A 23,202-nucleotide genomic window follows, 5' to 3' on the forward strand; every position below is an offset into this window, starting at 1 on the left:
GAATTTTGTTTGGCAAGCCGTCCGATGATCTCCCCTAAAAACGATAAAAATACGCGCACCACTGGCCGCCCTACCCTGAACGAAGTTGCACGCTTGGCTGGTGTCAGCCCGATCACCGCCTCCCGCGCCTTGCGCGGCGTCAGCACGGTGGCCACCGAACTGGTGGAAAAAGTGCAGAAAGCGGCCCTTGAACTGAACTACGTGGTCAACCCTGCCGCCCGCGCGTTAGCCTCGGCCCAAAGCCATTCGGTGGTGGTTCTGGTGCCGTCGCTGTCCAACTTGCTGTTCATCGATACGCTGGAAGCCATTCATCAGGTTTTGCGCCCCAAGGGCTTCGAAGTGCTCATCGGCAACTTCCATTACTCGCGCGATGAAGAAGAAAACCTGCTGCGCAATTACATGGCGTATCAGCCTCGCGGTTTGCTGCTGACCGGTTTCGACCGCACCGAAAGCTCGCGCCGGATGATCGAGGCGAGCAACATTCCATGCGTGTACATGATGGAACTGGACAGTGCCGCCGGGCTCAATTGCGTGGGTTTTTCGCAACTTGCGGCGGGTGAAACGGCGGCTCAACATTTGCTGTCCCGTGGGCGCAAGCGCCTGGCCTACATCGGCGCGCAGCTGGATCAACGTACCTTGCTGCGCGGTGAAGGCTTTCGCAAAGCCCTGCAAAAGGCCGGTTTGTATGACCCGGACCTGGAAGTGCTGACGCCGCGCGCCTCCTCCGTCGGCCTGGGCGGCGAACTGTTCCTGCAACTGCTCGCCAGTCATCCTGATGTCGATGCCATTTTCTTCGGCAACGACGACCTGGCCCAGGGCGCCCTGCTTGAAGCCATGCGCTGCGGGATTAAAATCCCCGAACATGTGGCGATCCTCGGTTTCAACGACCTGCCCGCCTCGGCGCACATGGTGCCGCGCCTGAGCAGCATCAGCACCCCGCGTGAGGCGATTGGCCGGCGTTCGGCGGAGTTGATGCTGACCTTGCTGGCGGGCAACACCGTGGCCAAACCGGTGCAGGACATGGGATTTGAGTTGAAGGTACGCGAGAGCACCTAACCCATGTGGGAGCGAGCCTGCTCGCGATGGCGGTGGGTCAGGCTCCATCAATGTTGACTGTCAGGACCTCATCGCGAGCAGGCTCACTCCCACAAGGGATTGCCTCAGCGCCCCATCAGTTCGACAAACGCCATCGCGCCTTTCTGCAACGGCTGGCTCTTGAGCCACACCGCGTGCACCGGCAGCACCAAACCGTTTTCGATGTTGCGGAAACTCAGGCGCTTGAGTCTTCCCGCATCGAGCAACGGCTGCACCACGGATAACGGGAAATTACCCCAGCCCAACCCGGCTTCGACCATTTCCAGCGCCATGGCGAGGGTGTCGGTGCGCCAATAGGATTCGCCCACCAAGGGCCGGGTTTCGCTGATCGGCAGGTCGCGACTGGCAACGATGATTTGCCGCACCTGAACCAGATCCTCCAGAAACAATTCCTCGCCTTGAAACAGCGGATTGTCCGCCGCCAGTGTGGCGATCACGCTCTCGGTGCCGACGAACTGGAATCGCTCCAGCACGTTCATGCTCAACCCCGCGAACGCCAGGCAAACGCTGACGCGACCGCTGTGGAGCATCGCCAGCACATCGTCCTGGGGCGCGCTGAGCACTTCGATTTCCAGGAGCGGATGACGCTCGGCGATGACCTTGATCGCGGCCAGCAAACGGCGCTTGTCGAGGTCCGCCACGACGCCAATCGACAACTTGCTTTCCAGTCCCAACGACAATTCGATTGCATGCACCTGCAACTGCTTGAGCTGCTCTGCGATCAATCGCACGTGCGGCACCAACGCACTGGCCATCGCCGTCGGCACCGGTTCGCGATGGCTGCGATCGAACAGCAGATAACCGAGCTCGGCTTCCAGGTTGGCAATACCCATGCTCACCGCCGACGGCACTTTACCCAGCGCACGCGCCGCCGCCGAAAACGAACCGCGCTCGATCACGGCCAAGAACAATTCGATGCTGTCGCTGTTGAAATTCATTCCTCGTCCTATCAATAAAACTGAAAGCTTCTAACTTTTTCTGTCAGCCCTATTGAAGCTATCTTTCGTCGCCTTCGCCAGTGCTGCTGGCTTCAAGTTCGGAAGAAAGAGGCAAATCAACATGCAAGGCGTTAAACGCAAACTGGTTTACGTGTCGCTGTACGAAATCATCGGCATGTCGTTTTCGGCGCTGGGGCTCGCGTTGTTATCCGGCACATCACCGGGCAACACCGGGCCATTGGCGGTGATCATCACCACGATCGCGGTGACCTGGAATTTCATCTACACCACGCTGTTCGAGCGCTGGGAAAGTCGTCAGCCTTCACGCACACGCACCGTTAAACGGCGCATCGCCCATGCCGTGGGATTTCAACTAACCTTGATAGTGTTTCTCATCCCGCTGATCGCCTGGTGGATGAACATCAGCCTGGTGCAAGCTTTCCTGCTGGACTTGGCGCTGATCATTTTCATCCCGTGCTACACCTTCGCGTTCAACTGGCTGTTTGATCGCACGTTTGGTTTGCCCGCCTCGGCACTGCCGGATCCGGTTTGAAAACCGCGCGATGTCTGTCAGATTCCTGAAGCGTCGAATCGCTAACGGAGTAGCTCAATGGAACATGCACTGAAGATTTTGGGTAAAGCGTCATCCATCAACGTCAGAAAGGTCCTGTGGACCTGTGAGGAACTGGGCGTGACCTACGAACGTGAGGACTGGGGGGGCGGTTATGCGTCCACCCACACGCCGGAGTTTCTCCGACTCAATCCCAACGCGCTGGTGCCCGTGATCATCGACGACGCCGGTGTGCTGTGGGAGTCCAACACCATCTGCCGTTATCTGGCCGGCAAACACCAGAACACCGATCTGCTACCCCACGAACCGGCCGCGCGCGCTCGGGTCGAGCAGTGGATGGATTGGCAAGCCACTGAACTCAATGCCTCATGGAGCTACGCATTCACGGCATTGGTGCGCAAAGATCCGGAGTTCCAGGATCCGCATCACATCGCTGCCGGTGTACGCACCTGGAACCAGAAGATGGGCATCCTCGAGCACCAGCTCGCAGCGACCAAAGCTTACGTCGCCGGGCCACGCTTCACCCTGGCCGACATTGTCATCGGGCTGTCCGTCAACCGCTGGCTGATGACGCCGATGGAGCGGCCCGATTACCCGGCCATCGACGAATATTTCCAACGACTGGCCCAACGTCCGGGCTTCCTCAAGTACGGCTGCAACGGCTTGCCTTGATGCCCGCCCTGTTTGCCGCCAGGCGGCAAAGGTTAACCGCAAACCTCACATCATCCATCCGAAAAATACGCATTAACTGACTGATTTATAGTGATTTTTTATTACAGGCATACTATTTGCTCAAATCACTGCACTACAAATACCTACAAGGTCTACTCATCATGTTGGTCAGCGCCAAACAACAAACGTTAACGGTGCCGCTCCCCAAGAAGCCCGGCGAAGATTCTACCGCCGAAGCCGCTGCCGGACTTCAGGGTGCGATGCTGCAAACGTTGCAAATCAACGTTCAGGCGAAAGCCGCGCAGATACAGCAATCGGCCACTCAAAACGCCACGCAGCAAGTCAGTGAGGCGAGCCGAATCAGCGACAACGTCGATGAAGCGTTCGCGAAAACCCGTGTGGGGCTGCAAGCCTCGTCCGCCACACTTCCAGCCGAGACTCAATTAGCCACGGATGCCTTCAAGGAATACATGAGCAAAACCCCGGAAGAGCGCATGCAAGACGCCATTCTGGAAGAGATGGGTTTGACGAAAGAAGAAGTGGAGCAAATGCCGCCGGAGAAACAACAGGCGATTGCTAAAGAGATGGCCGAGCGCATGGAGGACAAGATCAAACTGGCGCAGGCCGAGAAAGAAAACGCCAGCAGTGAAAAAGGCAGCAGCCAGGTGGTCGACAAGTTCCTCGCTTCGCTTTAACGGCGCTCAACTACAAGAAGGGCCCTTGGAGCGGGCCCTCTCCCTATCTACCGAAAGACAACCATCCGTCGATTTTTTTCATCTAATCGTCCCAACCTGTAATTTCTGACAGTAGTCGTCTCTGTTGATCCGATAAATCATTCCTACTCCTGATCTGAAAGCTAGTTCGTGAATTGCTTTCGCATTCGCATATGCGCTTGTCTAAGCGAAATTCAGGAATTTAATTCACAACATTTTGGATCCAAATACCGAAGGAAGGGTAACCAATCATGAGCCTGGACGATTACGTTTTTGAAGCAACTATCGTTGAAAACACGGATGGAACTGAGCATAAAATCACTACACACGTTCCTGAATCCACCATCACCGGCAGCCAATTTGAGGTCGTCGGACAGGTGCCTCCCTCCCTTCGTTCAGTCGCAATCTATATTAGGGATAGATCAGGTTCAATAACCGCCAAGAGATACGATTTCCCTAACAACAACGACCCTGACCGCCCTGCTTATGGTGGCCACTATAACCCTGACCGAGAAGAAAACTCCTGGATCGGGACTGCAGGGCACATCCAAATAACCGAATACGATTCGAAAAATAAAAGAGCTAAAGGAGTGTTTGAATTCACTGCTGTATGGGAGGGCGATCCTAAGAAAACAGCAGAGATCAAAGGCCGTTTTAATCTAGGAAACACGCCACCAACAAAAACGAGCTAAAACCGCCGAACTCGCACCTTCACCCGCCCCTGGACGAACAAACTTCGTTGAGGGGCGGTTTACGTTCAATTAGTTTATTTGCAACGTCTCGCTGAACTGGCTGATCGCATCGACCACATGCCGCGACCCTTGCTGAATCTCCAGGATCACTTCCCCCGCCTCGTTCGCCAGTTCCACCCCAAGTCCGGTTCGGCTCAAGCTCGACTGCATGCTCGACACCGCGCTCAACGACAGATCGTGGTTCTTGCGCACCACGTCGACAATCTCCAGCGTCGCTTGGCTCGTGCGTGCCGCGAGGCTGCGCACTTCATCAGCGACGACCGCAAACCCTCGCCCATGCTCCCCCGCCCGGGCAGCTTCGATGGCTGCGTTGAGCGCCAGCAAGTTGGTCTGGTCGGCAATGCCACGAATGGTCTGGACGATGGTGCCGATGATGTCGGACTGTTTGCTGACCGCATCGATACTGAGCGCGGCTTCGTTCAGGTCCCGGGAAATGTCCTGGATGATCTGCACCGTTTGCTGCACCACCTGAGAACCTTTCTGTGCACAGGCATCGTTTTGCACGGACGTGCTGTGCGCCGACTCCGCAGCGGCTTGCAAGGTAGTGACTTGCTGGGTGATGTCGCTGGCAAACTTCACCACTTTGTAGAGCCGGCCCTTGGCGTCGAACAAGGGGTTGTAGGAGGCTTCGAGAAACACGGTATGGCCGTGTTTGTCTTTGCGTTCGAAACGATGCGAGTGATATTCGCCGCGATTGAGTGACGCCCAAAACGCTTTGTAGGCCGGCGACTCGGCTTCGGCGCGGTGGCAAAAGAGACTGTGGTGCTGCCCCACCACTTCGTGGAGCGAGTAATGCATCGTCTTCAGGAAGTTTTCGTTGGCCGTGATGACTTTGCCCTCGGGGGTGAATTCGATCACGGCCATGGAACGACCAATGGCAGCCAGCAGGCTTTCGTTTTCATGCTCCTGATTGATGCGCGTGGAGATGTCCGAGGCGACTTTGATCACGCTTTTAACCTGGCGATCAGCGTCGAGCACCGGCATATAGCTGGCTTCGAGCCAAACTTCCTGACCGCGCTTGTTCAAGCGCAAGAAAGTCCCGCTCACCGGTTCGCCACGGGCCAGGTCGCGCCACAACTTCGCGTAAGCCTCGCTGCGATAAAAAGTTTCTTCGCAAAAGATCCGGTGATGTTTGCCGCGCACTTCGTCAGTGCTGTAACCCATGACACTGCAAAAGTTGTCGTTGGCATCAAGCACGATGCCGTCCGGAGTGAACTCGATCATCGCCATTGATCGACTGACCGCTGCCAACTTGGCGTTGGCCTCCGTCAACGCACAGCTGAATCGTTGGATTTCCAGCAGGTCAGCCTTGTGATGTAGGTTAAACATGGTCGTATCACCTTCAGCGCGTTCTTTGATTGATGAAAGTTCTTTGGTCTTTCAACGGAATCCACCACATCGCTCTATGGAACAGGCACACGCGTTCCTCCATGGGAGGAAGTGTCAGGTGATCAATGATGTTCAATCGGAGGGTCCATGCAGCAACGCTCTTATCAAGACATCCTTCTCTTGATAGCCCGGGACCGGGCCAGCCCTAACGTTTTCATAAGTAACTCCCTTTACCGGCCAGCTCCGTTTTTGCTCCGTGTCGGCGCCTTGGGTTGGGCACTCTTGCTGCGCCATCTTTCATATGGCGAGCGACATGGTTAGCTACGAGTCAGCTTAGACACCCACTTCAGGGACGCAAGGCCACTAGTCGGCCAGTATTGAGGACAAAATCGGTTCAGCGAGGGTGTTTGGCGTTTATTGCTGAATGGGTGTAAGCCTCTAGATCATCGCGGGCAAGCCCGCGATGGCGGCAGCTCAATCGCTGCAAAAACATCAGGGAAAACTACAAACTCGCACTCACCTTGGTGGCCACCTCCCCCGGCACCCAGGCTTTCCAGATCTGCGGCTGATCGCGCAAGAACGCCTCGGCCACCTGACGCGGTTGCTGGCGTTTTTCGCTCATCTGCCCCAGCGTCTGGTTCAGTAGATCGATCGGAAAATCGACCTTTTCAAAGAACGCCACCAGGTCCGGGTATTGCGCCTTGAACGGCGCAGACACACCAATCGCCAGGCTCGCCGGCATCGAGCGCGTGCCTTTCGGATTTGGGTTTTTGGCATCAGCCAGGGTCTTCCAGGCTTCGGCATCGAACGGCGGCTCGTCGAGCTTTACCAGTTTGAAGCGCCCGAGCAGCGGTGTTGGCGACCAGTAGTAAAACAGCACCGGTTTGCCGCGGCGGATCGATGAAGCGACCTCAGAATCCAGCGCCGCGCCGGAGCCGGTACGGAAGTTGACGTAGCTGGCGGTCAGGTCATAGGCCTTGAGCTTCTGGCTGTTGACGATTTCCGATGTCCAGCCGGTCGGGCTGTTGAGGAAACGACCGCGGCTCGGGTCTTCCGGGTCGCGGAACACATCCTTGTATCGGGCCAGGTCGGCGACGGACTTCAGCTCCGGGGCCAACGGCTTGATGCCGCGCTCCGGGTCGCCCTTGATCACGTACTCGGGCACCCACCAACCTTCGGTGGCGCCTTTGACCGTGTCGCCCAAACCGAACACCTTGCCCTCGGCGGACGCCTTGACCCACGCCGGGCTGCGCCCGGCCCACTCTTCGCCGATCACCTGAATGTCGTTTTTGGCCAATGCCGCTTCGAGGCTGACGGTGCTGCCCGGCAAAGTATCGGTCGGGTAGCCGTACCCCTTCTCGACAATCAGCCGCAGGATTTCGGTGATCAGACTTCCACTCTCCCAGGTGATGTCACCAAAGTGAATTGGCGCGTTTTTTTCGGCTGCCGGAACCTGGAAAGCCACCAGGCTCAGGGCCAGCAGCGAACTGCCGAGCAGGGTTTTGATCGATCTCATGCGGACCTCTGGGTCAAGGGTTGGTTGGCACTGTGCTGGGCGCACAAGGCGTGGGTGCGGGTCATGTAGACGCTGACCGAGCGCTGGGAAATGCCCAGCTCGGCGGCAATTTGCGGGTACGTCAGACCGTCGACGCGGGACATCAGGAACGTCGCCCGGACTTTGCCCGGTAAGCGATCAAGGGTGCGGTCCAGACTGTTCAGGGTTTGGGATAACTGCAGCAAATCCTCAGGCGACCGCCCACCGACAAGGTCGGTCTGCTGCAGGTGTTCCAGGTGTTGGCGCTCCAGATCGCGGCGACGCCAGAGCTGATAAACCAGGCGACGGGCGATGGTGGTGAGCAAGGCGCGAGGCTCGCGGATGGGTGTCAGCACTGGCGATTCGAGCAGGTGCACGAAGGTTTCGGCGGCGATGTCTTCGACACTGGTGTGGGTGCCCAGGTGTCGGCGCAGACGTGCGCAAAGCCAGGGGTAATGGGCGCGGAACAATCCGCCCACGTTGTTGCGATGAGACACGTCGGCGCCGGACATAGAGGCTCCAAGGGTTAGGGGTCGCTGAATGTCCGGTGATCCGGTAACGCGATCCTAGCAAGGGGCCTTATTCTTTAATAATACTTAAAAAGTATTTTTATATTCCTTTAAAGAATTTAGATGATGAGTGCCTGATCTATCGCTTTCGCGGGCAAGCCACGCTCCCACAGGGTTCACCGACACCCTGTGGGAGCGTGGCTTGCCCGCGATTGATGTCATTGTCGACACAACTTTTATGCCTCATCGCAACCGCCCATACCCCAACGCTTCAGCCTCCTGCTCATAGTCGAGAATCACTTGATAGTCGGTCTCGGTGGCCGGCAGCACTTCTTCCAGACCAAGGATTTGCGCGACGTCGGGCAACTCATGCAACGAGGTGTTCATCACCTGCCGAAGCGCCTCAACTTGTTCATCGGTCAGCGTCGCGGCCGTGATGTACGGCAAGGTCGGACTGAACGCGCTTCGGGCCACGACGCGCAGGCCGGCGACTTCTTTGTCGGCATGTCGCGCCAGGTAGGCGAAGGTCACGCTGTCGATGGCCGCCAGGTCTGCCAGCCCTTCGCGCAGCCAGCGCAGACTCTCGCGATGGCTGCCGCTGAGGGCGACACTGGAAAAAAACTGCCCGTCGCGATGCAGCGGCGCCAGGCGGTGCCGCAACAGGTTCATGCCGCTGTTGGAGTCTTCGCCATTGATTACCCCACGACTGCCGCGCAACTCAGGCAAGGTCCGCCGTGGATCATCGGCGCGGCTCAGCAGCAGACTGCAATGGTTGCCGCCGTTGCTGTCGGGGAGTTCATAACGGGGCCGTCCGATGACCCGGACCTTGCCGCGCAATGCGTTCATCAGCGGGTAGCCGCAGGTTTGGGTCAGCAGCAGATCCGGCGATAACCAGAGTTCGGGCAGCGACAGGCCATCGGCACTCAAGCGGGCATGGCCAAGGTGTTCGAGGATGCGCGAGAGCCAACGCTCGTTTGCCGCGCGGATCGGCTCGGGGGCGATGTACATCAGGAGTTCGGCGATGTGTTCAGTCATCAAAAATCTCCCCGACAACGAAATCCCCCTGGGGGACCGTAATGCTGTTCACTTAAGAAAATCTTCAGTCGAGCAAGAAACTTGTGGCGAGGGGGCTTGCCCCCGTTCGGCTGCGAAGCAGTCGCAAAACCGTACAACTCGGTTTGCCTGAACGGACGCTGGGGGCCGCTTCGCAGCCCAACGGGGGCAAGCCCCCTCGCCACAAGGGCTCGCTCCCACAGGAGTCAGGTGTCGATCATGAAAAATCAATGGAATGGGTGCCTTGGGCTATCAATGGCCTTCACTCCATTCTCCCGCCACAACTGCCCATAACCCTGCACCAGAAACCCGCCGCTGCGCGCCACCCATTGCTCGCGGCGCGCCTGGTAGGCGCGTGGCAAGTCGTACCACGGCAGGCCCGGCAAGTCGTGATGCACCAAGTGAAAATTGAGGTTCAGGAACAGCCAGCGCCACGGCCAGGCCGCCTCGTTCAGCACGGTGCGTTGCTCGGGTTCGGCGTGCGGACGGTGTTCATAGTAGGAGCGAATCATGGCAATCGACAGCGCCGGCACGCTGATCAGCAACAGGTAATGCCAGACCGGCAACACACTGTAGCGCGCGATAAACACCAGCATCAGCAGAGTCAGCGCGCCGTGGGTCAGCCACATCAGCCACGCCTGTCGCTCACCGTGGATCAGCCGCTGAAACTCTTCCTTCGCCAGCGCCAGCAAGGCCAGCGGCGCGCCGAGCATGAAGCGCCCGAGCACGGTTTTGTTCAGCCAGTGCAGGCTTTGTTCGAAGAGCGAACTGCCCTGCCACTGCTCGGCCGTCAGGTAACGGCTTTCCGGGTCACGGCCGGGCAGGGTCAGGTCTTCGTCGCGGTGATGCAGCAAATGGCTGTCGCGATACAGGGTGTAGGGATACCAGACGGCAAACGGTGCGTAGCCGAGGAGTTTGTTCAGCAAAGTCCAACGGGTCGGATGCCCGTGAAGCAATTCGTGCTGCACCGACAACCAGAGCACCACCAGCGGAATCAGCAACAACGTGCTCCACCACACCCCCAGCCGATCACTGTTCAGGACAATGCCGAACCAACCGACATACACGCCGGCCAGCAACAGCCAGGTCGGCCACTCGGTGCGAGCGGTGAGGCGTTGGCGCAGGGTTTCGATTTCTTCTCGGTGGGCGGCATCGAAGTAATGGGGCATGGCGTTGCTCAGATCGGGGACCAGTCCCCCTCTGTGCAATGGCGCAGGGAAATCTTGCAGATTATTTGGTTATTTCGACAATCACCTGTAGCAGCTGTCGAGTGAAACGAGGCTGCTACAGGGGGAACAGAAGGTAACTGGACCTCAATGACCGAACACATCCACCTTCTTGGCCTTCTTGTCTGCGCGCTTTTCATCGGCGGTTTTCGCCGGTTTCTTCTTTGCCGCTTTTTTTGAATCCATGCCTTTGGCCATGATACGTACTCCACTCATACGGGATGTGAGATCAGGTATACACCTATCCCTGGCCGCGCGTTCTTTTATAATCGCCCGCTTTGCGCACTGACAGATCAAACCCATGCCCGACACCCAGTACTCCCTGCTCGTCGAGCCGTTATGGCCGTTGATGAACAAGTTTTATCGCGCCCACCAATCGCCGATGAAAGCGGTTCGCGACGCTCAGCTGTGGGTCGCCAGACGCGAGGAGATCATTGGCGCGCTGTGTTTGCGGCCGGTGGCGGGCGGGCATTGGTTGACGGGGTTGTTTGTCGATCCGGCCTGTCGCGAACAAGGCATCGCGGCGGCGTTGATGGCCGCAGCGGTGAGCGGGCTCGACCAACCGGTCTGGCTATTCTGCCACCCGGACTTGCGAGGCTTTTACGAACGCCGAGGGTTTTCCTTCGATCCACAAATGCCTTACGCCATGACCGAACGCTTGAGCCGTTACGCGCGCAGCAAACCGATGATCGCCATGGGCCTGGAACCGTTGGCAGGCCCGGCCACCGATTAAAGTCGGATCGACTGACGTTGCGGTTCGTCAAACCTGCAAAGTGAAGCATTTAAAACCAGTGGAGCCCGCTCCCACAAGGTCTTACGGTTTCCAAAGCTTAGTCGTCGGCGTTCGGGTCGAGGTCCGGGAACATCACTTCGGTAAACCCGAATTTGCTGAAGTCGCTAATCCGCGACGGATACAACCGGCCGATCAGGTGATCGCACTCATGCTGCACCACTCGCGCATGGAATCCCTCGGCAATCCGTACAATCGGCTGGCCCTTGGGGTCGAACCCTTCGTAGCGAATATGTTGATAACGATCCACCGCGCCGCGCAAGCCGGGCACTGACAGGCACCCTTCAAAGCCCTCTTCCATCAGCGGGCTCAACGGCGTGATCAGCGGGTTGATCAGGATGGTCTGCGGCACTGCTTCAGCGTCCGGATACCGTTCGCTGTGCTCGAACCCAAAGATCACCAGTTGCAGATCGACACCGATCTGCGGCGCGGCCAGGCCAACGCCGCCGACGCTTTCCATGGTCTGGAACATGTCGTCGATCAGTTGCCACAGTTCAGGGCTGTCGAACATTTCCGCAGGGACCGGCGGGGCAATGCGCAGCAGGCGTTCATCGCCCATTTTCAGGATTTCACGGATCATTTGGTGACTTCGTCAGTAGCAGGCTTGATCGAGTGATCCCGACCCAGTCCCGAAACATGCTGCTTGGGTTCGTGGTCGAGTTCGCCGGGGACTTTTTCGCCATCATTCTTGCCCTCGGTCGACATGTGCTCGATCACCGCATTCATCTCCGCGCCGAGCAACAACACCGCGGCGGAAATATAGAAATAGAGCAACAGCACGATGATCGCGCCGATACTGCCATACATGGCGTTGTAGTTGGCGAACTCCTTGACGTACAGGCCAAAGCCCACGGAAGCGAGGATCCACACCACCACCGCCAGCACCGAGCCTGGGGTGATAAAACGAAACTCCTGTTTGACGTCGGGCATGACGTAATAAATCAGCGCCACGGCCACCATCAGCAAAATCACCACCACGGGCCAGCGCACAATGGTCCACAGGGTCACGATGAAGTCTTCCATGCCGACTTGCGCGGCAATCCAGCCCATCACTTGCGGCCCGAGCACCATCAGCGCAGCGGCAATCAACAGCATGCCGGCGATGCCAACGGTGTAGATGATCGACAGCGGAAAACGCTTCCACGCGGGCCGGCCTTCAACCACGTCGTAGGCGGCGTTCATCGCACTCATCATCAGCCGCACGCCGGCGGACGCGGTCCACAGGGCAATCACGATACCAATCGACAGCAAGCCACCCTTGGACTGCTGGAGTTGGTCGATCACCGGGTTCACCTGTTCCAGCGCCTGGGGCGGCAGGACCAGCTCGGATTGCAGGCGCAACCAGGAGAAGAAGTCCGGCAGGTGCAGGAAACCGATCAGTGCGATGAGAAAAAGAATGAAGGGAAACAGCGAAAACAGCATTTGATAGGCCAATGCCGAGGCATAGGTCGACATCTCATCGTCGACGAACTCGGTGACCGTGCGCACCATGACACGGTGCAGGCGCAGGCCTTTCATGTGTGGGAAAAACATTAGCGTCTCCTTTCGCCGCAAAAATGGGTTGAAGTCGAGGCGACTCAGGGGCCGTTTTCTACATCAAAGTAGCCTACTTGGCGACTTTGAAACAATTTCCGTGTGCAAGTTCAGGCTGACACAAAAACGGCCATCCGTGGATGGCCGTTCCTGTTGCTCATCAAAGGCCGAATCACGCCTTGTCGACGCCTTTCTTGATCGCGTCCTTGGCTTTGCCGACCGCTTGCTGGGCCTCGCCTTTCCTTTCCTGCACGACGCCTTCGGCGCGCATTTTGTCGTTACCGGTGGCCTTGCCGACGCCTTGCTTGACGTTGCCGACGGCTTCGTTGGCCAAGCCTTTTGCTTTATCGCCAGTGCTGCTCATGGTGTTTCTCCTGTGAACAATTCAACGGAAAAAGTCGTTACACAAAGATTGACCGGGGGCATTTGCACGGAGTTTCATTTATTTTCACGGTGACATTTCATCGTTCAGTGCAGGTTGGGCTTTATGTTTGCCGACCAACCCCCGAGAATGCGCAACGTATTCAGGCCATGGCGCTGAAGATCCAATCCCGTAGGAATGTTATGAAACTCGATAAAAAGCAGGCCATTGCCCGCAGAAACCTGGAACTCGGCGGTGCTGTGCTTGGCGTCAACAACTGCCATTTCACCGAACTGAACCGCAACCGCAACATCTGGTGGTTCGATATACCGGTGGCGCGCCTGGCCATTGGTCAGTACGAATGGGTTCACCTGCTGATGCACACGCCGGAAACCGACGAACTGCTGCACCTGAAAGTGCCGACGGTGTTCCTGCGCGAGAAGCTTGAAGGCCTGGTGGTGCGCAACGAAGGCAAGCGCAAAGCCGCTTTGAGCCTGGAACTGAGCGCGGACAAGGACTCGTACCTGCAAGACATGCGCCCGGCGGGTACCAACGTCAATTTCGCGCCGTTTCGCCTGTAAATAACACATCCCCTGTGGCGAGGGAGCTTGCTCCCGCTGGGCTGCGAAGCAACCCTGAAACCTGCAACCCCGTTTCGTCAGATGCACCGCACACGCCGGGTTTGCGACTGCTTCGCAGTCGAGCGGGAGCAAGCTCCCTCGCCACAAAAGCGGTCCTGATAGCGCTATAAAAAAAGCCCCGCATCTGCGGGGCTTTTTGTGGGTTACGCGCCGACTTTCTTGGCGTTGAGCTTCTTCAGCTCTTCGTCGCGCAATTCGCGGCGCAGGATCTTGCCGACGTTGGTGGTCGGCAGCGCATCGCGGAACTCCACGGAGCGCGGGACCTTATAACCGGTGACGTTGGCACGCATGTGCTCCATCACCTGCTCCTTGGTCAACGTCACGCCCGGTTTGGCGACGATGAAGATCTTGATCGCCTCGCCCGACTTCTCGTCCGGTACACCGATGGCCGCGCATTGCAGCACGCCCGGCAGGGTCGCCAGTACATCTTCCAGTTCGTTCGGGTAAACGTTGAAACCGGACACCAGGATCATGTCTTTCTTGCGATCGACGATGCGCATGTAGCCGTCCGGCTGGATCAGCGCGATGTCACCGGTCTTCAACCAGCCTTCGCTGTCGAGCATTTCATCGGTGGCGTCCTGACGCTGCCAGTAGCCCTTCATCACTTGCGGACCTTTCACACACAGTTCGCCGATTTCGCCCAGCGGCTGCTCAACGCCTGCATCGTCGATGACTTTGCACACGGTCGATGGAACCGGAATACCGATGGTGCCGATCTGGATGTGCTGAATCGGGTTCACGGTGGCCACCGGGCTGGTTTCGGTCATGCCGTAACCTTCGCAGATGGCGCAACCGGTGACCGCTTTCCAGCGCTCGGCTGCCGCCAGTTGCAGGGCCATGCCGCCGGACAGGGTGACTTTCAACGCCGAGAAATCCAGCTTGCGGAACGCTTCGTTGTTGCACAGCGCAACGAACAGGGTGTTGAGGCCGACGAACCCGCTGAACTTCCACTTCGACAGTTCCTTGACCATCGCCGTCAAATCGCGCGGGTTGCTGATCAGGATGTTGTGGTTGCCGATCAGCATCATCGCCATGCAATGAAAGGTGAACGCATAGATGTGGTACAGCGGCAGCGGTGTGATCAGGATCTCGCAGCCTTCGTTGAGGTTGGAACCCATCAGCGCCTTGCACTGCAGCATGTTCGCCACGAGATTGCGATGGGTCAGCATCGCGCCCTTGGCCACGCCGGTGGTGCCGCCGGTGTATTGCAGGACGGCAACGTCACTGCTGGCCGGGTTGGCTTCAGCCACTGGCTGGCCGTGGCCCTTGCTCAGCACGTCGTTGAACTTGATCGCCTTGGGCAAGTGATACGCCGGGACCATCTTCTTCACGTACTTGATAACGCTGTTGACCAGCAGGCGCTTGAGCGGTGGCAGCAGGTCGGCCACTTCGGTGACGATCACGTGCTTGACGCCGGTTTTCGGCACGACGATTTCCGCCAGATGCGCCATGTTGGCCAGGCAGACCAGGGCTTTGGCACCGGAATCGTTAAATTGATGTTCCATTTCCCGCGCGGTATACAGCGGGTTGGTGTTGACCACGATCAGCCCGGCGCGAATGGCACCGAACACGGCGACCGGGTACTGCAACACGTTGGGCAGCTGCACGGCGATTCGATCGCCCGGCTGCAAGTCGGTATGCTGTTGCAGGTAAGCGGCAAAGGCACCGGACAATTCGTACAGTTCACCGTAGGTGATTGTCTTGCCCAGGTTGCTGAATGCCGGTTTGTCGGCGAAGCGCTGGCAGGAACGTTTCAACACTGCCTGAATATTCGGATACTCGTCTGGATTGATCTCGGCAGCAATCCCGGCAGGGTACTTATCCTTCCAAAAGTCTTCGTTCATGGAAGCCCACTCCTCAGCAACGCGAATTCAGCACCGCATTTGATGCGATTATTATTGGTGTGTGTTTGTCGGTGAATCTAGCGCTTTCATAAGCCCGAGACGTCACAAAGCGCGCCGAGAGTAGCAGCTTTGCCAAGGGTCGACTAGAGCCAAAAGCGGCCTCCACGGTCACAATTGTGACTCAAGAATTGCTAGCGGTCATTTTAGAGCAAAGATTCTATACCACCCTGAAAGCCCCGTATTTTGGGGCTTCCCTTAAAAGCATCGCGGGCAAGCCCGCTCCCACAGGATCAGCGATGACCTTGTGGGAGCGTGGCTTGCCCGCGATCCGCGCAAGCGCGGCCATTCAACGCCTATGCAATATCACGCAGTTCCCGTCGCAGAATTTTCCCGACTGGTGTCATCGGCAACGACTCCCGCAAGACAATGTGCTTGGGCACTTTGTACGCCGTGAAGTTTTCCTTGCAGTACGCCTTCAGCTCCTCAAGGCTGACCCCCGACTCACGGGCCACCACAAACAGCTTCACCGCCTCCCCCGAACGCTCGTCCGGCACACCGATCACCGCGCAGTTGGCGACTTTCGGGTGAGCCATCACGATGTCTTCGATCTCATTCGGGTACACGTTGAAGCCCGAGACGATGATCATGTCTTTCTTGCGATCGACGATGCGCACAAAACCGTCCGGGTCGATCACCGCGATATCGCCGGACTTGAACCAGCCCTCGGCATCCAGCACCTCGGCGGTGGCCTCCGGTTTCTGCCAGTAGCCCTTCATGATCTGCGGGCCCTTGATGCACAGTTCGCCACGCTCGCCCAGCGCCTGCTCGACGCCTTCATCGTTGATCACTTTCAGCGTGGTGCCCGGCACCGGCAGGCCGACCGTGCCGATCCGTGATTTGTCGCCGTAGGGGTTGGTGCACGCCACCGGTGAGGTTTCGGTCAGGCCGTAGCCTTCGGTGATGCGGCAACCGGTGATCTGTTCCCAGCGCTCGGCGGTGGCCTTGACCAGCGCGGTGCCGCCGGAGTTGGTGAGTTTGAGGCTGGAGAAATCCAGGGTCTTGAAGTCTGGATGGTCCATCAGCGCCACGAACAGCGTATTGAGCCCCAGCAACGCCGAGAACCGCCATTTCTTCAGCTCCTTGATGAAGCCGCCGATGTCGCGAGGGTTGGTGATCAGCACGTTGTGATTGCCGGTCACCATCATGCACATGCAGTTCGCCGTGAAGGCATAGATGTGGTACAGCGGCAGCGGCGCGATCATCACTTCCTGACCTTCGCGCAGCAATGGCTGACCGTCGCTGCCGAACTGCCCAAGGCACGCCCGCGCCTGTTGCATGTTCGCCACCAGGTTGCCGTGGGTCAGCATCGCGCCCTTGGCCAGGCCGGTGGTGCCGCCGGTGTATTGCAACACCGCGATGTCGTCGAGGCTGACGTTCAGCGGCTTGATGCCCAGGCCCCGGCCCAGACGCAGGGCGCTCTTGAAGGAAATGGCCTGGGGCAAGGAATAGTCCGGGACCATTTTCTTGACCTTGCTCACCATCGTGTTGACCAGCCAACCCTTGGCGGCAGGCATCAGGTCGCCCATCTTCGCTTCGATCAGGTACTGGATGTCGGTGTCGGGCAGCACTTCCTGGACCTTGGCCCCGAACATGTTCAGGTACACCAGCGCCCGGGCGCCGGAGTCCTTGAACTGATGACGCATCTCCCGCGCGGTGTACAGCGGGTTGGTGTTGACCACGATCAGCCCGGCGCGCAAGGCACCGAACACGGCAATCGGGTAATGCAGGACGTTGGGCATCTGCACCGCGATGCGATCCCCCGGCACCAGATCGGTGTGGGCTTGCAGGTAACCGGCGAACGCCAGGCTGTAGCGTTCCAGTTCGGCGTAGGTCAGGGTCACGCCCATGTTGCTGAAGGCGGGGCGATCAGCGAATTTCTTGCAGGAACGCTCGAACACCTCAAGCACCGACTTATAGGCCCCAAGGTCAATATCCAGGGGCACGCCGGCCGGGCGTTTGTCATTCCAGAAATCAGGTTGCATTGTTCTTGTCCTCTTTACCTGAGCCTATCCGGGCCGCTTTTCTCCGCTTCAAAAACAAGGAGCGAAAGGCGGGGCTTCACGGACACTAGCAGTTATGGCGAATCAGGCAAATATGCCAATGGGCGTCATTGACCGTGTGAATCTTGCTGCAGCGGCGTGGCCTGATCAGACGGGAGCGAAAGGATGCGCTATACAATGCATCGTGCCTGTGACCCATCCATGCAAAGGAATCGCCATGATCCACGACACTTTCTGGCTGACCGCGAGTGACCGCAGCCGCCTCTACGTCAACCAGTGGCTGCCCGATCCGCATTTGAAAGCCGTGATCCTACTGGCCCATGGCATGGCCGAACACAGTGGTCGCTACGCCCGCCTGGCGGAAAAACTCTGCGCGCAGGGTTACGGCGTCTACGCGCCGGACCTGCGTGGACATGGCAAAACTGCCGAAAACGGGACACTCGGCCATTTCGCCGATGACGATGGCTGGTGCAAAGTGGTCGGCGACCTGGCCAGCCTCAACCAGCACATCGGCCAGCAACATCCCGGCGTGCCGATCGTGCTGCTCGGCCACAGCATGGGCAGCTACATCGCCCAGGCCTATCTGCTGCATCACAGCGCCAGCCTGCACGGCGCGGTGCTCAGTGGTTCGAACTTCCAGCCCATCGCGCTCTATCGCGCGGCGCGTCAGATTGCCCGTGTCGAAAAACTGCGTCAGGGTCCCAAGGGCCGCAGTGCGCTGATCGAATGGCTGTCGTTTGGCTCGTTCAACAAGAAATTCAAACCGGTGCGCACGCGCTTCGACTGGCTCAGCCGCGATCCGACGGAAGTCGATCTGTACGCCAACGACCCGCTCTGCGGCTTCAGGTGTACCAATCAGCTGTGGATCGATTTGCTTGGCGGCTTGCAGCAAATCAGCAAAGCGTCCAATCTCGCTCAGATTGATCCGGGCCTGCCGCTGCTGGTGATTGGCGGTGAATGTGATCCGGTGAGCGAAGGCAAACGTCTGAACGATCTGGCCCAAGCGCTACGCGCGGCCGGCAGCCAGAACCTGCAACTGACTATTTACCCGCAGGCACGGCATGAACTGTTCAACGAGAGCAACCGCGATGAAGTGATCAATGACGTGTTGAGCTGGATCGCCCAGGCGCTGAGCCACCGTCGGCCACCCAGATCGGAATAGTTTTTTTTGTGAATTTATTTATTCGTGACAGGAATTGAAACAGATGACCCAGGTTACCAACACCCCTTACGAAGCCCTCGAAGTCGGCCAGACCGCCAGCTACAGCAAGACAGTCGAAGAGCGCGACATTCAGCTGTTCGCCGCGATGTCGGGTGATCACAACCCGGTGCACCTGGACGCCGAATACGCCGCTGGCACCATGTTCAAAGAGCGTATCGCTCACGGCATGTTCAGCGGTGCGTTGATCAGCGCGGCCGTGGCGTGCGAGTTGCCTGGGCCGGGGACTATTTACATCGGTCAGCAGATGAGCTTTCAGAAGCCGGTGAAGATTGGCGACACCCTGACCGTGCGTTTGGAGATCCTCGAGAAACTGCCGAAGTTTCGTGTACGGATTGCCACTCGCGTGTTTAACCAGCGCGATGAATTGGTAGTGGATGGCGAAGCCGAGATCCTTGCGCCCCGCAAGCAGCAGACCGTGACGTTGACTACCCTGCCGGCGATCAGCATCGGCTGATTCACTGCTCACCTGTTGTAGGCAGGTTGGGCTTCCTGTGGCGAGGTGGCTTGCCCCCTCGCCACAATGATTGCGGCGCAGCGTACTTAGCGTTCACTGACCTGCACACTCGCCGTCATCCCCGAACTCATATTCATCCCCTGCGGCAACTGATCGATCTTGATCCGCACCGGAATCCGCTGCGCCAGCCTTACCCAGTTAAACGTCGGTTCTACCTCCGCCAACAGCTGCCCGTCCGGCGTGGTATTGCGATCGGTAATCCCGCGACTGATGCTTTCCACATGCCCGTCCAGCGCTTCGCCCGCGCTCATCAGCCAGATCTTCACTGGATCACCAACCCGAATCCGCGGCAACTTGGTTTCTTCGAAATACGCCTGCACATAAAAGGTCGAATCATCGATCAACGCCATCACCGGTTGCCCGGCATTCACGTAGTTGCCTTGGGCCAGGCGCAGGTTGGTGATGTGGCCGCTGCGAGGCGCATGAACCTGGCTGCGCGCCAGATTGAGCTCGGCAACCTTGGCTTCCGCCTGAGCTTCACGCAATTCACCCCGGGCGATGCCGGCGTTGATTTGCGCGTTCTCGCGCAGCTCGGCACTGATGGCTTGCGGCCCGAGGCTGGCGCGGCGACTGGCTTCGCGTTCGCGCAGATTGAGTTGTTGTTGGCGGGTCTGCACCACTGCCTGGGCCTTCTCCAATGCAGCTTCGAAACGATCACGATCGATGCTCAGCAACAGATCGCCGGCCTTGACTTGCTGGTTGTCGAACACTTTGAGCTCACGCACCCACCCCGAGACGTCCGGGGCGATGACCACCACATCGGCGCGGATCCGCGCATCCCGGGTCCAGGGCGTGAGCATGTAGTACTGCCACAAATGAAAGCCGGCAAAGATCGCCACCGCCACCAGGCACAGGGTTACCGCGACACGTACTGGAGTACGCATTTTCAACTCCTTACAAAGGTCCGAGGACGACGGTGATCACGGTCAATACACAAACGTACAAGGCGCAATCAAATAATGCTTCGTGCCAGATCCAGCGGCCGACCGGTGTCAGGCGCAAAAGCATGCGCAAGGCTGCGGTGACCAGCAGTGCCAGCAGCACATAAATCAGAAACGGACTGAGCAGCACACCGCCCACCGACCACTCACGCAAACCCATGGCTTTGCTCCTGTTGACGGCACCAGGCGCGCCAACTGCTTTGCAATTGCAGCACGGCGCCCTGAGCCAGTTTCACCGCGTCGCTGGGCGGCAACGCGTACAAGGTCTTCAAGAAAGCTTCGCTGGGTTGTTCCAGCGCATCGGCGCGGTTGCCCGCAGGGCCCTGCTCAAGGACTTTTTCCAGCTGCTCGAGATAACGCCGTTGAGGTGCGCTGACCGGCACTTGCGCCACCGCCAGGCTCAACCGCAGATGCAACAATTCATCGCCGATATCGAGGCCGAGCAAGCCGTCATCCCAGCGACTGCGCGCCGGTTCCGGTAACTCGGGATAGTGCCGCGCCAGTTGCAGCAAGCGGTCGGCCATACGTCCGCCAAACCAGCTTTCGGCACCCCGCAGATTGCGGCGGGTCAGCCGCACCAAATCGTCGAGCGTCGCCGCCAGCAAGCGGCGGCCATGCCACGCCGGGTTACGCAGGATCAGTAAATGAAACGCCAGAACCGCCGCGCCAACACCGACCACCATCGCCTGGGCGCTGTTGAAGAACGTGGCGACGTCGAATTTCATCGCGTTCAGCGGCGACACCAGCACGATGAAATGCAGACAGAATGAAGTGGCCGTGGCGCCAATCTGCGGCTTGGCCATGCCCAGCGCACCGAAAAACAACGGCACGCCCATGCCCATGCAGAGCAAGGCAAATCCGCTCCATTGCGGCAACAGAATCTGCCCGACGAAAAACGCCGTCGGAATCGCCAGAAAAATGCCCCGCATGAAACTCATACCGATCTGCGCACCGTTCTCGCGACTGGCGAACAGGCTGCACACCACGCACGTCAGCACCAAAGCGCCCGACGCGGCGGGCCAGGCCGTCGCCAGCCAGAAGCACGACACCACCAGAAACGCCAGGGCACTGCGCGCGCCGAACACCAGCGCCAATGACAGGTCGCGGTGCGGCGTCAGGGTGCGTGGCGGATCGACCGTTTCGCGGCCCTCCTCCACCGCGTTCAACGCCGCGTTGGCCGCCATCGCGGTATCGAGCAGCAAGGTGAAACGGGCCAGGCAGTAACTCTGCGCGGAGCTGATGTGCGGGTCATGGGAGGCATCGAGCAACCTCGGCCGCAACGCTTGCAAGGTCGCGGTATCGTCGCCGCTGAGCGCAACCTGAACCTCGGTCATCCACGGCAACAGTTGCTCGGCTTCCTGTGGTTCCAGCTGCTTCCACTGACGGCGCACCGAACGGGCGATGCGCAGCAGCATCAAGAGCTTCTGGCTCAAGCCGCTGATGGCTCGTGCCCGTTGCCGACCCAGGCCACCTTCAAACCAGGCATGTTCGCGCTGGGCATCGACTGCGACGATTCGCCCGAGGATTTCCAGCAAACCCTTGCGTGCCTGAGCATCGCCCGCCAGCGTTGCACGTGCAGCGTTCATCCCGCTGTTCCAGGCGGCTCGTGCCTGATCCGCCAGTTGTCGCTCGACGCGCATCGGCCACAGCAACGCGCTGGCCGCCGTGGCGCACAAGATGCCCAGACAGATTTCCGTGCAGCGCGCCACGGCTTGGTCGAACACCGTCAGCGGATGAGTGATGGCCGGCAACGCGATAATCGCCACCGTGTAACCGGCCAGCACAAATGAATAGGACCAGGCACTGCGCAGCAAGGTCGAACTCGCCGTACACAGCCCGAGCCACAACGCCAATGCCAATAAAAACAGCCAGGGCGTCTGGGCGAACAGCCCCATGAACACCACCGACATAATCGTTCCGACCAGCGTGCCGAGCAGCCGCGCCAGCCCTTTCTGCACCACCATCCCGGACAACGGTTGAGCGACGATGAACGCCGTCATGAGCGCCCAGGCGGGTTGCTCAAGACCCCAACGCAACGCCAGCCACAGGGCCAGGCCACCACCGATCAAGGTTTTGATTGCGAACTGTAGGGCGCGGCGGTCAGGCGCAAACAAAGCCTGCAAAGTGATAGGCACGTAGAAGACTCTTGAAAGGACGTTTTTAACGATAGTCGGGTTCACTGAAGTCACTTGGAAAACAAATTATTAGCGAGCTATCTATATCCCGTCCAGCGATAAATCCCAGACACAAAAAAACGCCAGACTGGCTGGCGTTTTTGACAGGCTACGAGCGCTTAAGAGCGAGCGCGCGCCTGGTTACGCAGGGCTTTTACCTGGTCGTGGTTGCGTTGCACGCCGTGGTACTGACGTTCAACCAGGTCACGAATGCCCACCAGGTTGTGCTTGTTGATTTTTTCGATGGCTTCTTTGTAAGCCTTCAGCGCATGGTCTTCACCGCGTTCAGCTTCGTTCAGCACGGCTTCTTCATCCTTGCCGGTGAACATCGCTTTAACGTCGACCCAACGACGGTGCAGGTCACCGCTGACACTGGTGGACGTTTCCGGATCACCACCCATCGAACGCACGGCGCTCTGAAGTTCAGCAGCGGCGGTGGCGCAGTCGGCGGAGCGTTGCACGAAAAGGGTTTTGAGTTCAGGGTGTTTGATGTCTTCAGCGCAAGTCTTGAACCCTTCCTGACCGTCTTTGCTGGTTTCAATCAGGTCGTTGAGTACAGAGATCGCTTCTTTATTCATGTCGGTCATTTTTCAATTCCTTGCGGGTTGATGAAAGATGCAATAGTTATTGCACCCTGCATGCCAGATTCGAACTGATAATTTATCCCTTATTTTTCAATAAGTTAGCTTTAGCGACAAAATCTGTATCCGCTTTTTTTGCATGAACTGTC

Annotated in this window: 24 protein-coding genes and 1 pseudogene; 9 read left to right on the forward strand and 16 right to left on the reverse strand. The window is 58.4% G+C overall.

Translation table 11 applies throughout. From position 1 onward, the window contains the following. Positions 1-24: 24 nt before the first annotated feature. Positions 25-1,056 carry an HTH-type transcriptional regulator GntR gene (gene gntR / locus ACA075_RS23030; RefSeq protein ID WP_497295555.1) on the forward strand — a complete coding sequence of 344 codons (1,032 nt, stop codon included), beginning with the start codon at positions 25-27 and terminating at the stop codon, positions 1,054-1,056. A gap of 104 nt (positions 1,057-1,160) precedes the next feature. Here the strand turns inward: gntR and ACA075_RS23035 are convergent, their stop codons facing one another. Further along, the gene (locus ACA075_RS23035; protein WP_497295557.1) at positions 1,161-2,033 is read right to left on the reverse strand and encodes a LysR family transcriptional regulator; all 873 of its coding nucleotides are present in this window, start codon (positions 2,031-2,033) and stop codon (positions 1,161-1,163) included. A gap of 121 nt (positions 2,034-2,154) precedes the next feature. On the opposite strand from ACA075_RS23035, the gene ACA075_RS23040 reads away from it, so the two are divergent. The 4 genes from ACA075_RS23040 to ACA075_RS23055 all read left to right on the forward strand — a co-directional run bounded on the left by ACA075_RS23040 (position 2,155) and on the right by ACA075_RS23055 (position 4,681). Continuing rightward, on the forward strand, positions 2,155-2,586 hold the full coding sequence (locus tag ACA075_RS23040) for a PACE efflux transporter (protein ID WP_497295558.1): 432 nt from the start codon (positions 2,155-2,157) through the stop codon (positions 2,584-2,586). A gap of 57 nt (positions 2,587-2,643) precedes the next feature. After that, entirely contained in the window at positions 2,644-3,276 is a 633-nt protein-coding gene (locus ACA075_RS23045) for a glutathione S-transferase family protein (protein WP_094471055.1), read from the forward strand. Positions 3,277-3,437: 161 nt separating this feature from the next. Then, positions 3,438-3,971: a hypothetical protein gene (locus ACA075_RS23050; RefSeq protein WP_497295561.1), complete on the forward strand. Its 534-nt coding sequence runs from the start codon at positions 3,438-3,440 to the stop codon at positions 3,969-3,971. A 269-nt stretch (positions 3,972-4,240) separates the two neighbouring features. Next, complete coding sequence (locus ACA075_RS23055) at positions 4,241-4,681, forward strand: hypothetical protein (RefSeq protein ID WP_497295563.1); 441 nt, start codon at positions 4,241-4,243, stop codon at positions 4,679-4,681. A gap of 69 nt (positions 4,682-4,750) precedes the next feature. On the opposite strand, the gene ACA075_RS23060 is transcribed toward ACA075_RS23055, so the two are convergent. From ACA075_RS23060 to ACA075_RS23085, 6 genes and pseudogenes are all read right to left on the reverse strand, one after another. After that, the gene (locus ACA075_RS23060; RefSeq protein ID WP_497299315.1) at positions 4,751-5,245 is read right to left on the reverse strand and encodes a methyl-accepting chemotaxis protein; all 495 of its coding nucleotides are present in this window, start codon (positions 5,243-5,245) and stop codon (positions 4,751-4,753) included. 42 nt (positions 5,246-5,287) lie between these two features. Further along, a pseudogene (locus ACA075_RS23065) lies at positions 5,288-6,070 on the reverse strand (PAS domain-containing protein); the annotation flags it as partial. Positions 6,071-6,572: 502 nt separating this feature from the next. Further along, positions 6,573-7,586, reverse strand: coding sequence for an ABC transporter substrate-binding protein (locus ACA075_RS23070; RefSeq protein ID WP_497295565.1), 1,014 nt, complete (start codon positions 7,584-7,586; stop codon positions 6,573-6,575). Beyond that, positions 7,583-8,116 (reverse strand): sigma-70 family RNA polymerase sigma factor, encoded by a 534-nt coding sequence (locus ACA075_RS23075; protein WP_497295567.1) that lies wholly within the window; start codon positions 8,114-8,116, stop codon positions 7,583-7,585. The genes ACA075_RS23070 and ACA075_RS23075 overlap by 4 nt, the downstream gene beginning before the upstream one ends. A 240-nt stretch (positions 8,117-8,356) precedes the next feature. Beyond that, the gene (locus tag ACA075_RS23080; protein ID WP_497295569.1) at positions 8,357-9,148 is read right to left on the reverse strand and encodes a phosphate/phosphite/phosphonate ABC transporter substrate-binding protein; all 792 of its coding nucleotides are present in this window, start codon (positions 9,146-9,148) and stop codon (positions 8,357-8,359) included. A 245-nt stretch (positions 9,149-9,393) separates the two neighbouring features. Further along, positions 9,394-10,335, reverse strand: coding sequence for a fatty acid desaturase (locus tag ACA075_RS23085; protein WP_497295571.1), 942 nt, complete (start codon positions 10,333-10,335; stop codon positions 9,394-9,396). Between the two features lie 358 nt (positions 10,336-10,693). Here ACA075_RS23085 and ACA075_RS23090 point away from each other — a divergent pair, with 358 nt between their 5' ends. Continuing rightward, on the forward strand, positions 10,694-11,125 hold the full coding sequence (locus ACA075_RS23090) for a GNAT family N-acetyltransferase (RefSeq protein ID WP_497295572.1): 432 nt from the start codon (positions 10,694-10,696) through the stop codon (positions 11,123-11,125). Positions 11,126-11,222: 97 nt separating this feature from the next. Here the strand turns inward: ACA075_RS23090 and def are convergent, their stop codons facing one another. The 3 genes from def to ACA075_RS23105 all read right to left on the reverse strand — a co-directional run bounded on the left by def (position 11,223) and on the right by ACA075_RS23105 (position 13,079). Continuing rightward, the gene (gene def, locus ACA075_RS23095) at positions 11,223-11,762 is read right to left on the reverse strand and encodes a peptide deformylase (protein ID WP_497295573.1); all 540 of its coding nucleotides are present in this window, start codon (positions 11,760-11,762) and stop codon (positions 11,223-11,225) included. Further along, a complete protein-coding gene (locus tag ACA075_RS23100) occupies positions 11,759-12,715 on the reverse strand; it encodes a YihY/virulence factor BrkB family protein (RefSeq protein ID WP_497295575.1) in 957 nt (318 codons plus the stop codon). Before ACA075_RS23100 ends, def begins: the two co-directional genes overlap by 4 nt. A gap of 172 nt (positions 12,716-12,887) precedes the next feature. Beyond that, the gene (locus ACA075_RS23105) at positions 12,888-13,079 is read right to left on the reverse strand and encodes a CsbD family protein (RefSeq protein ID WP_497295576.1); all 192 of its coding nucleotides are present in this window, start codon (positions 13,077-13,079) and stop codon (positions 12,888-12,890) included. Between the two features lie 200 nt (positions 13,080-13,279). Here ACA075_RS23105 and ACA075_RS23110 point away from each other — a divergent pair, with 200 nt between their 5' ends. Then, on the forward strand, positions 13,280-13,657 hold the full coding sequence (locus ACA075_RS23110; protein ID WP_497295577.1) for a hypothetical protein: 378 nt from the start codon (positions 13,280-13,282) through the stop codon (positions 13,655-13,657). 203 nt (positions 13,658-13,860) lie between these two features. Here ACA075_RS23110 and fadD1 read toward each other — a convergent pair whose 3' ends face one another. Further along, a complete protein-coding gene (gene fadD1, locus ACA075_RS23115; RefSeq protein ID WP_219095456.1) occupies positions 13,861-15,561 on the reverse strand; it encodes a long-chain-fatty-acid--CoA ligase FadD1 in 1,701 nt (566 codons plus the stop codon). Positions 15,562-15,914: 353 nt separating this feature from the next. Continuing rightward, complete coding sequence (gene fadD2 / locus ACA075_RS23120; protein WP_497295579.1) at positions 15,915-17,603, reverse strand: long-chain-fatty-acid--CoA ligase FadD2; 1,689 nt, start codon at positions 17,601-17,603, stop codon at positions 15,915-15,917. A 235-nt stretch (positions 17,604-17,838) separates the two neighbouring features. Here fadD2 and ACA075_RS23125 point away from each other — a divergent pair, with 235 nt between their 5' ends. Continuing rightward, positions 17,839-18,783 carry an alpha/beta hydrolase gene (locus ACA075_RS23125; RefSeq protein WP_497295581.1) on the forward strand — a complete coding sequence of 315 codons (945 nt, stop codon included), beginning with the start codon at positions 17,839-17,841 and terminating at the stop codon, positions 18,781-18,783. Between the two features lie 43 nt (positions 18,784-18,826). Continuing rightward, complete coding sequence (locus tag ACA075_RS23130; protein ID WP_045061536.1) at positions 18,827-19,297, forward strand: MaoC family dehydratase; 471 nt, start codon at positions 18,827-18,829, stop codon at positions 19,295-19,297. Between the two features lie 86 nt (positions 19,298-19,383). On the opposite strand, the gene ACA075_RS23135 is transcribed toward ACA075_RS23130, so the two are convergent. From ACA075_RS23135 to ACA075_RS23150, 4 genes are all read right to left on the reverse strand, one after another. Beyond that, on the reverse strand, positions 19,384-20,241 hold the full coding sequence (locus ACA075_RS23135; RefSeq protein ID WP_497295582.1) for an efflux RND transporter periplasmic adaptor subunit: 858 nt from the start codon (positions 20,239-20,241) through the stop codon (positions 19,384-19,386). A gap of 10 nt (positions 20,242-20,251) precedes the next feature. Then, positions 20,252-20,458, reverse strand: a complete 207-nt coding sequence (locus ACA075_RS23140) for a DUF1656 domain-containing protein (protein ID WP_497295583.1) — start codon at positions 20,456-20,458, stop codon at positions 20,252-20,254. After that, a complete protein-coding gene (locus ACA075_RS23145) occupies positions 20,445-22,433 on the reverse strand; it encodes an FUSC family protein (RefSeq protein WP_497295585.1) in 1,989 nt (662 codons plus the stop codon). Before ACA075_RS23145 ends, ACA075_RS23140 begins: the two co-directional genes overlap by 14 nt. Positions 22,434-22,591: 158 nt before the next feature. Continuing rightward, on the reverse strand, positions 22,592-23,059 hold the full coding sequence (locus ACA075_RS23150) for a ferritin-like domain-containing protein (protein ID WP_497295586.1): 468 nt from the start codon (positions 23,057-23,059) through the stop codon (positions 22,592-22,594). Positions 23,060-23,202: the final 143 nt, after the last annotated feature.

Source organism: Pseudomonas sp. LBUM1663 (genome assembly GCF_059695905.1).

Bases quoted from the DNA above. Each gene is read 5' to 3' on its own strand.
- gntR (WP_497295555.1), top strand. From the start codon at position 25: ATGATCTCCCCTAAAAACGATAAAAATACGCGCACCACTGGCCGCCCT.
- ACA075_RS23035 (WP_497295557.1), bottom strand. From the start codon at position 2,033: ATGAATTTCAACAGCGACAGCATCGAATTGTTCTTGGCCGTGATCGAG.
- ACA075_RS23040 (WP_497295558.1), top strand. From the start codon at position 2,155: ATGCAAGGCGTTAAACGCAAACTGGTTTACGTGTCGCTGTACGAAATC.
- ACA075_RS23045 (WP_094471055.1), top strand. From the start codon at position 2,644: ATGGAACATGCACTGAAGATTTTGGGTAAAGCGTCATCCATCAACGTC.
- ACA075_RS23050 (WP_497295561.1), top strand. From the start codon at position 3,438: ATGTTGGTCAGCGCCAAACAACAAACGTTAACGGTGCCGCTCCCCAAG.
- ACA075_RS23055 (WP_497295563.1), top strand. From the start codon at position 4,241: ATGAGCCTGGACGATTACGTTTTTGAAGCAACTATCGTTGAAAACACG.
- ACA075_RS23070 (WP_497295565.1), bottom strand. From the start codon at position 7,586: ATGAGATCGATCAAAACCCTGCTCGGCAGTTCGCTGCTGGCCCTGAGC.
- ACA075_RS23075 (WP_497295567.1), bottom strand. From the start codon at position 8,116: ATGTCCGGCGCCGACGTGTCTCATCGCAACAACGTGGGCGGATTGTTC.
- ACA075_RS23080 (WP_497295569.1), bottom strand. From the start codon at position 9,148: ATGACTGAACACATCGCCGAACTCCTGATGTACATCGCCCCCGAGCCG.
- ACA075_RS23085 (WP_497295571.1), bottom strand. From the start codon at position 10,335: ATGCCCCATTACTTCGATGCCGCCCACCGAGAAGAAATCGAAACCCTG.
- ACA075_RS23090 (WP_497295572.1), top strand. From the start codon at position 10,694: ATGCCCGACACCCAGTACTCCCTGCTCGTCGAGCCGTTATGGCCGTTG.
- def (WP_497295573.1), bottom strand. From the start codon at position 11,762: ATGATCCGTGAAATCCTGAAAATGGGCGATGAACGCCTGCTGCGCATT.
- ACA075_RS23100 (WP_497295575.1), bottom strand. From the start codon at position 12,715: ATGTTTTTCCCACACATGAAAGGCCTGCGCCTGCACCGTGTCATGGTG.
- ACA075_RS23105 (WP_497295576.1), bottom strand. From the start codon at position 13,079: ATGAGCAGCACTGGCGATAAAGCAAAAGGCTTGGCCAACGAAGCCGTC.
- ACA075_RS23110 (WP_497295577.1), top strand. From the start codon at position 13,280: ATGAAACTCGATAAAAAGCAGGCCATTGCCCGCAGAAACCTGGAACTC.
- fadD1 (WP_219095456.1), bottom strand. From the start codon at position 15,561: ATGAACGAAGACTTTTGGAAGGATAAGTACCCTGCCGGGATTGCTGCC.
- fadD2 (WP_497295579.1), bottom strand. From the start codon at position 17,603: ATGCAACCTGATTTCTGGAATGACAAACGCCCGGCCGGCGTGCCCCTG.
- ACA075_RS23125 (WP_497295581.1), top strand. From the start codon at position 17,839: ATGATCCACGACACTTTCTGGCTGACCGCGAGTGACCGCAGCCGCCTC.
- ACA075_RS23130 (WP_045061536.1), top strand. From the start codon at position 18,827: ATGACCCAGGTTACCAACACCCCTTACGAAGCCCTCGAAGTCGGCCAG.
- ACA075_RS23135 (WP_497295582.1), bottom strand. From the start codon at position 20,241: ATGCGTACTCCAGTACGTGTCGCGGTAACCCTGTGCCTGGTGGCGGTG.
- ACA075_RS23140 (WP_497295583.1), bottom strand. From the start codon at position 20,458: ATGGGTTTGCGTGAGTGGTCGGTGGGCGGTGTGCTGCTCAGTCCGTTT.
- ACA075_RS23150 (WP_497295586.1), bottom strand. From the start codon at position 23,059: ATGACCGACATGAATAAAGAAGCGATCTCTGTACTCAACGACCTGATT.